This is a genomic window from Bradyrhizobium oropedii (assembly GCF_020889685.1).
Classification (GTDB): Bacteria; Pseudomonadota; Alphaproteobacteria; order Rhizobiales; family Xanthobacteraceae; genus Bradyrhizobium; species Bradyrhizobium oropedii.
Genome location: NZ_JACMYO010000039.1, coordinates 43,222 through 53,122 on the forward strand (window position 1 = coordinate 43,222; position 9,901 = coordinate 53,122).

Consider the following 9,901-nt stretch of genomic DNA (forward strand, 5'->3'; position numbering starts at 1 on the left):
AAGCGGCGTTAGCTTCCTCCTCCAACCACGTTCGGTGGTTATGGGTCCCTGCTTTCGCAGGGACGACGTTGGGGAGATAGCGCGCCACGCTAACCCCTCGGCACCACCAACGCATCGACGATCGTCACGCCCTGCCCCTCCGGATACACCAGCACGGGATTGACCTCGATCTCGGCAATCTCGCCTGCATGCTGCGCCGCCAGCAGTGAAATCTGCGAGATCAATCGCGCGAGCGCTGCGACATCCGCCTTCGGCGCACCACGGAAACCGCGCAGCAGCGGCGCCGCCTTCAGAGTCTCCAGCATAGTGGTCGCCTCAGCCGGGCTCACCGGCGCCGGGCGATAGACCACGTCCTTGAGCAGCTCGGTCGTGATGCCGCCGAGCCCCACCATCACCATCGGTCCGAACGTGCCATCCGTCATGGTGCCGACGATGATCTCGACGCCCTTCTTCGCCATCGGCCCGACCAGCACGCCCTGGATCGGAGCATCCGGCCGCTGCTTCTGCACGCTCTCCAGCATGTCGCGATAGGCCGTGAACGCCGCGCCCTTGGCCGCGATGTTGACCCGGACGCCGCCGACCTCGCTCTTGTGCGCGATCGCGGGCGACTGGATCTTCATGACGAGTGGAAATCCGGCACGCTCGATCGCGGCGTCGAGGCCGTCGCGATCCGTCACCAGCATTTCGTCGGGCAACGCGATGCCGGCCGCGCGCAGCAGCGATTTGCTGTCATATTCGGAGAGCGTCTTGGCTGTGAGATGCGCGGAGAGATCGCGCGCCGGCGACGCCGACGCCGTTATCTCGGTCGCAAGCTTGAAGCCGGCATAGTCCGACAGCCGCCGCATCGCGACGCCGACATGAGTGAGCCCCGAGAGCACCACCACGCCTGATCTCGCCAGTTCCTGCCGCGCGAATTGCGACGGCAGCGTGTAGGAATAAAACACCACCGGCTTGTTCTGCCTTGAGATCACCGGCTTCAGCTCGGCTTCCTTGAACGGCATCCGCGTCTCGCTCGACAGCGACAGCACGACCAGCGTCGCATCCACCTCGTCGGAGGCATCGAACAGCTCGATGCTTTTCTGCAAGCCGCCGGACGAGACGCCCTGCGCGGTGACGTCGACCGGATTGCCCGCCGCGCCATAGGACGGCATCCACTGCTTGATCTGGCTTTGGATGTCGGCCGAAAGCTCCGGCACGCGCAGGCCCTGCATCGACACGGTATCGGCGCCCCAGATGCCGGCGCCGCCGGACACCGTAAGCACCGCGACGCGGTCACCTTTCGGCAGCGGATTGGTGGTCAACACGGCAGCGATCGTCACGGCCTCGTCGAGGTCGTTGGAGACGATGAAGCCGTATTTGGCGAACACCGCATCATAGGCCGCCGACCAGCCCGCCATGCTCGCGGTGTGCGAGGCCGCTGCGCGTTCACCGGCGCCGGAGCGGCCCACTTTGGTGACGATGACGGGCTTCCTGAGCTCTGCCGCGCGCTTCGCCGCGGCCAGGAACTTGTCGACGTCGCGAATGCCCTCGATGAACAGCAGGATCACGTCGGTTGAGGCATCCTGCACCATGTAGTCGAGGAACTCGCCGGCGCCGAGATCACTCTCATTGCCGGCGCTGACGACGTAGCTGAGCGCGACACCGAGCGCCTTGGCGCGATGATAGATCGCAAAGCCGATGCCGCCGCTCTGCGCCACGATGCCTATCCGCCGTTGGCTTGCGACCAGCGCCGGCGCATCCGGCTTGACGTCGACGGTCGGACTGAAGGTCGCGGCGACCTTCTGCGCCTGGCTGTAAAAGCCTTCGGCGTTGGGACCGGAGATCCGCATTCCGCTCCGCTTCGCCAGCGCCACGATCGCATCCTGCATGCCGGCGCTGTCGCCGCCCTCCTCGGCAAAGCCGGAGGAGATGATGACCGCATTCTTGACGCCGGCGGCCGCGCATTGCTCCAGCGCCGGCAGCACGGCACGGGCAGGGATGACGATGACGGCGAGGTCGATCGGCGCGCCGATCTCGGCGATCGACCTGAAGCATTTCAGGCCGTCGATCTCGTCATAGTTCGGATTGATCGGATAGAGCGCACCCGGATAGCCGTTTTTGCGCAGCATCGCGAGCAGCCGTCCGGGGATCTTCTCGTGATCGCGCGAGGCGCCTATCAACGCGATGCTTTTTGGAGCGAAGAAGGTATCGAGCGGATGCAGCATGGGGCGTTCCGGTTGTTGTTATTGCGCTCGACGATATTGAATCGTAGCCTCGGGCTCAACCTCACCCCGTCATCCTGAGGAGGCCGCAACGCGGCCGTCTCGAAGGATGAATCGGCCCGGCCGGTGGCCGTACATCCTTCGAGACGCGCTACGCGCTCAGGATGACGGGATTAGCGCTGCGTAGCCCGGATGGAGTGCAGCGCAGTCCGGGAATGGTCCATCCGCGGAGAGTGCGGCCCCGAATTTCGCTTCGCTGCATCCGGGCTACGAGAGCTACACCGTCAGCTTGAAGGTCACGCCGCAGAGCTGGAACTCATCGCCCTTCACCGCACAGCCTCTGGCCTTCGCGGCATCGAGCACCTTCGCTTTGTCGGCGACCTTGAAGGTCAAGCCGCTCATGATCTCGCTGTCGCCCTTGACGAAGCGGAAGGTGCCGTTCGGCAGCTTCACCACGGTGCCGTCAGCGGGAACGCCGACGATCTTTCCCCAATGCTCCGCCAGTGCTTGCGGCTCGGGGCTCTGCATCTCGACCACGGTCAGCGCCAAAGTCGTGTCCTTGCGGATCGACTTCTGCCAGTCCGGACCGGCCGGCGGGTACGGCCCCAGGATGTCGTCGCTGCCGTCGGTGTGGTTGAACTCGATGAAGGCGGCACGGCAGTCGCGCGGATGCAGCTGCACGCCATGATACGGAGCGTGCGTGATCACATTCGCAGTGCGCACGCCCATCGCATTGGCCTTGGCGCCGCGCGCGTCGGGATCCTCGCAGCAGAAGATCGCCATGTAGCCGCCGTGACCGCCGGTCTTCTCGATGAAGCGGCCGGCCGCGGTGCCCGGCCCCGGCTGGAAGGGTGCCACGACTTCCAGGAGGATCGTATCGACCGGCAGCAGCGCGTTCTCGAGGCCGTATTTGGCGACGTTGCCGTCGCGGTAGCAGACATCGAGGCCCATGATCGCGGAGATATCCGCGATCACAGGTGCAAGCTGCGGCGCCACCAGGCAGATCTGCCGCAGCCGCATGTAATCGGCCATGTGATTGGTCACGGCTTACTGACCCTGGAAGGTGGGCTTGCGCTTCTCGACGAAGGCTTTCGCCGCTTCCTTGTGGTCGGTGGTCTCGCCGGCGCGGGTATGGTGGATCGCCTCGCCGTCGAAGCAGGCTTCCAGCGTCATGGTCTCGGCATTGTTGATGTTGCGCTTGATGTAGCCGAGCGCCACCGACGGTCCCTGCGCCAGCGACCGCGCCAGCTCCAGCGTCTCGGCCTCGACATCGGCATCGGGCACCACCTTGGAGACCATGCCGAGGTTGTAGGCTTCCTGCGCCGACAGCACCGGCGACATCATGTAGAGCTCGCGCGCCTTGGCGCTGCCGAGCATCTTGGTGAGGAAATAGGTGCCGCCGTAGTCGCCGGAGAAGCCGACCTTGGCAAAGGCGGTGGTGATCTTGCAGGAGGCGCTGGCGACGCGCAGGTCGCAGGACAGCGCGATCGAAAGCCCGGCGCCGGCCGCCGCACCGTCGAGCTGCGCCACGACAGGCTTCGGCATCGTGTGCAGGATGCGCGAGACTTCCATGCCACGGCGCAAATTCGCCATCTTGGCCTCGAACGGCAGCGGCGCACGGCCTTCCGCCATCGACTTGACGTCGCCGCCGACGCAGAAGGTGCCGCCGGCGCCCCTGATCAGCACCGCACGCACCTCGGTATCATCCTGGGCACGCCGCGCCGCCTCGACGAGGCCGCGCGTCATGTCCGGATTGAGCGCGTTGCGCCGGTCGGGCCGGTTCATGGTGATGGTGAGCAGGCCCTTGTCGAGGGATTGGAGAACCATCTGATTGTCGCTCATGGCGTTTTGCCTTTCGTTGTTTGTTATCTTAAACTTCCCGCCGTCATTGCGAGGAGCGAAGCGACGAAGCAATCCATACCTTCTGTTTGGCGAGATGGATTGCTTCGCTTCGCTCGCAATGACGACGCTCCGATTGTCCTATTTCTTCACCAGCGGGCAGCGCGAGGCTTCCAGCGGCTGGAACGCCTGGTCGCCCGGCACGGTCGCAAGCAGCTTGTAGTCGTCCCAGCGGCCCTTCGATTCCGAGGGCTTCTTGACCTCGAACAGATACATGTCGTGCACCATGCGGCCGTCCTCTCGGATCTTGCCGTTCTTGGCGAACATGTCGTTGATCGGGGTCTCCTTCATCACCTTCATGACGGCAGCCGCATCCGTGGTGCCGGCAGCCTTCACCGCCTTGAGATAGTGCGTCACCGAGGAATAGACGCCGGCCTGCGCCGAGGTCGGCACCCGCTTGACGCGCTCCATGAAACGCTTTGAGAACGCGCGGCTGTCGTCATTGAGGTCCCAGTAAAACGCCTCCGCGAGCAGCAGCCCCTGCGCGGTCTCGAGCCCGACGCTGTCGATGTCGGTCACGAAAGCCAACAGCGGCGAGATCTTCTGGCCGCCCTTGGTGATGCCGAACTCGGCGCCCTGCTTGATCGCGTTGATGGTGTCGCCGCCGGCATTGGCGAGCCCGATCACCTTGGCCTTCGAGGCCTGCGCCTGCAGCAGGAACGACGAGAAGTCCGAGGTGTTGATCGGGTGCCGCACGCTGCCGAGCACCTTGCCGCCCGACTTCACCACGACATTGCTGGTGTCCTTTTCGAGGTCCTGGCCGAACGCGTAGTCGGCGGTCAGGAAGAACCAGGTGTCGAGGCCGGATTTCACCGCGGCAAGGCCGGTCACATTGGCCTGCGCGAAGGTGTCGAACACGTAGTGCACGGTGTAGGGGCCGCAGGCCTCGTTGGAGAGGCGGATCGAGCCCGGGCCGTTGAAGATGATGATCTTGCCGCGCGCCTTGGCGATCTCGCCGGCCGCCAGCGCGGTCGCGGACGCCGCGACGTCGAAGATCATCTCGACGCCCTGGTTGTCGATCATGTCGCGGGCGATATTGGCGGCAAGGTCGGCCTTGTTGAGATGGTCGCCGACCACGATCTCGACCTTGCGGCCGAGCACCGTGCCGCCGAAATCCTCGACCGCCATCTTGGCAGCAGTTTCGCTGCCCGAGCCGGTGATGTCGGCATAGAGGCTCGACATGTCGAGGATGCCGCCGAGCTTCAGCGGAGGCTTGTCCTGCGCCAGCGACGCATTCGCCGAGATCGCAAACGCACAGGCCAACACGCCGGCCAAAACCCGTCTCATTCAGATCCTCCCTTGAACAACAGACCTCATTCCATCAGGTCCGTTTCGAGGGGCGGATCATGCCGCATGGCCCGCAGTGCAGCAAGCCGCAGCGGCAGCAATCTGTTTTCCGCTAAGCGGAATGACACGTTGCGCCGGCGACGCAGCGGCGCGCCGATCGGGTCCGACCGCGACGCGATCAGAGATGAAAATCGGACACGGTTTGATAGGGCGTTCCCGCCGGCAGGCCGAGGAACAAATACTGCATGCCGTATTGTCCGGCGAACGCCGATGCCGTCGCATCCATGATGACGTGGCCGCCCAGATCCAGATGCAGTTCCGGCCGGGTGAGCGCCCCGATCGTGTAGGCCGGCGCGATGGTCTCGTTGATGTGCAGCGCATCGAAGGCGGCGGACACGGCCGAAAGCGAGGCCGCGTTGCCGGCCAGATCGACGATATTAGCGCCATTGGCGACGAAGCCGGTCACCGCCAGCGAGCCGGCGCGATTCGTCGACGACACGATGTGATCGAACACCAGCTTCGACGGATCGCCGAGCAGCGCTGTCGCCGCGGCATCGTAGATCGCGCTGCCGCCATCGTTCAACGTCAGTGTCGGCGTGCCGCCATTGACGTGAACCGTCTCGTTGAAGCCGACGGTCAGTTGCACCAGCGAGCCCGTTGCCCCGACGCCCCCTGAGGGGGTCGCGGTGATCCCGGTCAGATGCGGCGCTGTCGTATCGAGGGTGAAGGTCAGGCTGGAAGACACACTGACATTGCCGGCGGCATCGACCTCCTGCACCGTCACGGTGTGCACGCCGTCTGTCGTGAAGGCCGGCGCCACCGCCGAGAAGCTCGACGCGCCGTCAGCCTTGAATCGCAGCGTGTCGGCCGCATCGGACTTGGTGTAGTCGATCAGTGCATTGTTGGTGATGTGATCGGAAGCCGAGAAACCGGTGTCCTGATGCAGCGCCACCCGCGGCGCCGCAGGAGGCTTGGTGTCGCCTGAGAAGGTGATGGTGCCGCTTGCCGCACCGGCATTGCCGGCGACGTCGCTGTAGCTCGCCCCGGCAACCGCCAGATCGGCCGACAGATGGTCGGTGACGTCAGGCGTGAAGATCGCGGTGTAGATATCATGGCCCGATCCGTTGAGGCCGACATGAACCAGGCTGCCCAACAGGCCGCCGTGGACGGTGATGTCGCCGAGCCCGAAGCCCGCGACCGCCTCGGAGAACGTGAAGGTCATGAGCGCCGCGTCGCCGGCGTGCAGCACGGTATGATCGGCCGCCACCGACACCGTCGGCGAATGCGTGTCGCCACCGATGGTGGCGGTGTTGCTCGCAGCCCCGGCATTGCCGGCATCGTCGGCATAGCTCGAGGCCGTGATCCGGATCGAGCCCAGCAGCACGTCGTTGATATCTGGCGTGAAGAGCGCGGTGTAGACGTCCTGGCCCGACACGTTGAGCCCGACATGGACCAGATTGCTCAGCGCACCGCCGGCGACGACGGTATCGTTGAGCGCAAAGCCCATGACGTGCTCGGAGAAGGTGAAGGTGACAACTGAAGTCTGGCCGGCCAGCACCGTGCTCGGGCTTGCGGCAACCGACACCGTCGGAGCCTTGGTATCGCCAGTGAAATTGACGGTGCCGCTCGCCGCACCGGTGTTGCCGGCAACGTCGGTGTAAGAAGACGCCCGGACCTGTGCCGACCCTGCTTCGGCGTTGCTTTCGTCCGGCGTGAAGATTGCGGTGTAGATGTCCTGGCCCGACGCGTTGACGCCGACATGGACCAGATTGCCCAGCGCCCCGCCATGCACGGTGACGTCGCCGAGCGCGAAGCTCGCAATTTGTTCGGAGAACGTGAACGTCACCAGCGCCGTCTGGCCGGCCAGCAGCGCGTTACGATCCGCCGCGATAGACACGGTCGGCGCCAGCGTGTCGCCGCCGATCGTGGCGGTATTGCTCGCCGTACCGGCATTGCCGGCTATGTCGCTGTAGCTCGATGCATTGACTTTCACCGAGCCCGACTCGGTGTCGCTGACATCAGGCGTGAAGGTCGCGGTGTAGACGTCGTGGCCGGCGCCGTTGAGCCCGACATGCACGAGATTGGTCAGCGCGCCGCCATGGACCGTGGTGCCGGCAAGGCCGAAGCCGGAAACGGCCTCCGAGAAGGTGAAGGTCGCGACCGAGACGTCGCCGGCCAGCACCGTGTCCGGATTGAGCGTGACCGATACCGTCGGCACCTGCGTATCGCCGGTGAAGCTGACCGTGTTGCTGACCGCGCCGGCATTGCCTGCCGTGTCGCTATAGCTGGATGCGTTGACCTTGACCGAGCCAGCCTCGGCGTTGCTGACATCAGGCGTGAAGGTCGCGGTATAGATGTCCTGGCCGGAGCCGTTGACGCCGACATGGACGAGATTACCCAGCGCACCGCCGCTGACGCTGACGTCCCCAAGCGCGAAGCCCGCGATGGCCTCGGAGAAGGTGAACGTCACCACCGCGGTCTGACCTGCGAGCAGCGTGCCGTGGTCAGCCGAAACCGACACCGTCGGCGCCTTGGTGTCGCCGGAGAAGTTGATCGTGTTGCTAGACGAGCCGGAATTGCCGGCGACGTCGGTATAGCTTGACGCGTTGACCTGGACCGACCCCGCCTCAGTGTTGGTCACATCGGGTGTGAAGGTCGCCGTGTAGACATCATGGCCGGAGCCATCGACGCCGACATGGCTGAGATTACCCAGCGTGCCGCCCTGGACGGTGACATCGCCCAGCCCGAAGCCGGCGACGGCCTCGGAGAAGGTGAAGGTGACGAGCGCGCGATCGCCGGCGGTAAGCATGCTGTGGTCGGCGGCAACCTGCACCGTCGGTACCTTTGTGTCGCCCGTGAAAGTGATCGCGCTGCTTGCCGCACCGGCGTTTCCGGCGCTGTCGGTATAGCTCGATGCGTTGACCTGCACCGAACCTGCCTCGGCGTTGGTCACATCGGGCGTGAAGGTCGCCGTATAGATGTCCTGGTGCGAGGCATTGAGGCCGACATGGATGAGGTTGCTCAACGCGCCGCCGCTCACCGTCGTATCCGCGAGCGCGAAACCCGTTACCGCCTCGGAGAAGGTGAAGGTGACGGTCGAGGTCTGACCTGCCAGCAGCGAAGTCGGGGTCGCCGCCACGGAGACGGTCGGCGCCGTCGTGTCGACCACGAGGTGCAGGTCTGTGGCCGCATGGGTCACGTCGGCGTCCTGGCCGCCGGGATCCTTGATGGTGCCGCCATTGAGCGAAAGGCTCTGCACCTGCAGATCGGACGTGTTGTCGCCGTCCTGCACGGTGTAGCCGAACACCAGCGTGTGCGAGCCGCTGCCGCTGAGATAGGTCGCGACCTTGCCGTCGTTGAGCAGCAGCTGCGGCGCGCCGGTCACGCTCACCGTGTTGCTGAAATCGACCGTGACGGTGACGACCTTGCCGGTGTTCAGCGTCGTGAGGTGACCGGTGGTATCCGCCGTGACCGACGCGATGCTCGCCTGCGACCTGAGCTCGAGATGCGGCGATGCCGAGCCGTCGGACGCCAGCATCAGCGAGCCGAACGAGGCGCCGGCGCCAAAGCTCAAATTGAACGAGGCGAGCGTCGTGCCGCCGCTGCTCTTCACCAGCAACACGCCGTTCGAATAGGACAGCGTTTTCGTTGCGTCATAAACGAGATTGCCGAAGTCGATGGTGTCGCCGCCGCCGAAGCCGGTGATCGACGTGCCGAACGAGGTGCCTGAGAACGCGGCGGCATCGAGCACGAGCTTCTCGGTAGAGCCGTCGGTGAAGGCGATCGAGCCTGTTCCCACGGCGCCGTTCGCGGCGAGCTCAAGGATGGAGCCCTTGATGACGGTGCCGCCCGAATAGGTGTTGTGTGCCGACAGCACGAGCCGACCACCGCCGGTCACCTCGACGTCGCCCGGCGTCGCGCCATCGGAGATGACGCCGCTCTGGGTGACGGTTTCGCCGACCGCGACATTGAAGACGGGATCGCCCGCGACGGTGATGTTGCGGGTCTGCGTGAAGCCGTCGGTGAAGCTGATGCCGGTGCCGTCGCCGAGCTTCAGGATGCTGGTGAGCCCGCCGAGGTTGACGTTGGACGAGATCGACACCGTTGTGCCGGCGCCGCTGACCGTGGTGTTGCCGATATAGGTGTTGTTGCCGCCGAGAATGACGGTGCCACCGCCGCCGATGGCGAGGCCACCGACGCCCGCATTGGCGCCCGTACCGCCATTGCCGCTCTGGTCGGCGATGTCGTTGGTGACAGTCAGCGTCTGGCCGCTGCCAGGCGTGAAGCTGAGATTGTTGTTGCCCTGGATGAAGATGCCGGAGCCGTATGCCGAGCCGCTGGTCTGGCCGCCGCCATTGGTGCCGCCCTTGACCGCGTTGAAGCCGGAATCGTTCGAGAGCGAGCCGCCCTTGACGGTCAGCGAGCCGCCTTGCTCGACGAAGACGGTGCCGCCAGCGCCAAGGCCGCCACCGCCACCCGCCGTGCCATCACCGCCGCCGAAGCCGCCGAGCCCG

General features: G+C 65.2%; 5 protein-coding genes. All 5 read right to left on the reverse strand.

Going from position 1 to position 9,901, the window contains the following annotated elements:
• Nucleotides 1-89 precede the first annotated feature (89 nt).
• A complete protein-coding gene (locus H8A95_RS13670; RefSeq protein ID WP_229183649.1) occupies nt 90-2,204 on the reverse strand; it encodes an acetate--CoA ligase family protein in 2,115 nt (704 codons plus the stop codon).
• Between the two features lie 273 nt (nt 2,205-2,477).
• Nucleotides 2,478-3,233, reverse strand: coding sequence for a VOC family protein (locus H8A95_RS13675; protein WP_229183650.1), 756 nt, complete (start codon nt 3,231-3,233; stop codon nt 2,478-2,480).
• A 15-nt stretch (nt 3,234-3,248) separates the two neighbouring features.
• Complete coding sequence (locus tag H8A95_RS13680; protein WP_095731620.1) at nt 3,249-4,043, reverse strand: enoyl-CoA hydratase; 795 nt, start codon at nt 4,041-4,043, stop codon at nt 3,249-3,251.
• A gap of 138 nt (nt 4,044-4,181) precedes the next feature.
• Entirely contained in the window at nt 4,182-5,387 is a 1,206-nt protein-coding gene (locus H8A95_RS13685) for an ABC transporter substrate-binding protein (protein ID WP_229183651.1), read from the reverse strand.
• A 178-nt stretch (nt 5,388-5,565) separates the two neighbouring features.
• On the reverse strand, nt 5,566-9,901 hold a 4,336-nt coding region (locus H8A95_RS13690; protein ID WP_229183652.1), incomplete at its 5' end, for a beta strand repeat-containing protein.

Excerpts from the sequence above, each read along its gene's own strand:
- H8A95_RS13670 (WP_229183649.1), bottom strand. The coding sequence starts at position 2,204 with ATGCTGCATCCGCTCGATACCTTCTTCGCTCCAAAAAGCATCGCGTTG.
- H8A95_RS13675 (WP_229183650.1), bottom strand. The coding sequence starts at position 3,233 with ATGGCCGATTACATGCGGCTGCGGCAGATCTGCCTGGTGGCGCCGCAG.
- H8A95_RS13680 (WP_095731620.1), bottom strand. The coding sequence starts at position 4,043 with ATGAGCGACAATCAGATGGTTCTCCAATCCCTCGACAAGGGCCTGCTC.
- H8A95_RS13685 (WP_229183651.1), bottom strand. The coding sequence starts at position 5,387 with ATGAGACGGGTTTTGGCCGGCGTGTTGGCCTGTGCGTTTGCGATCTCG.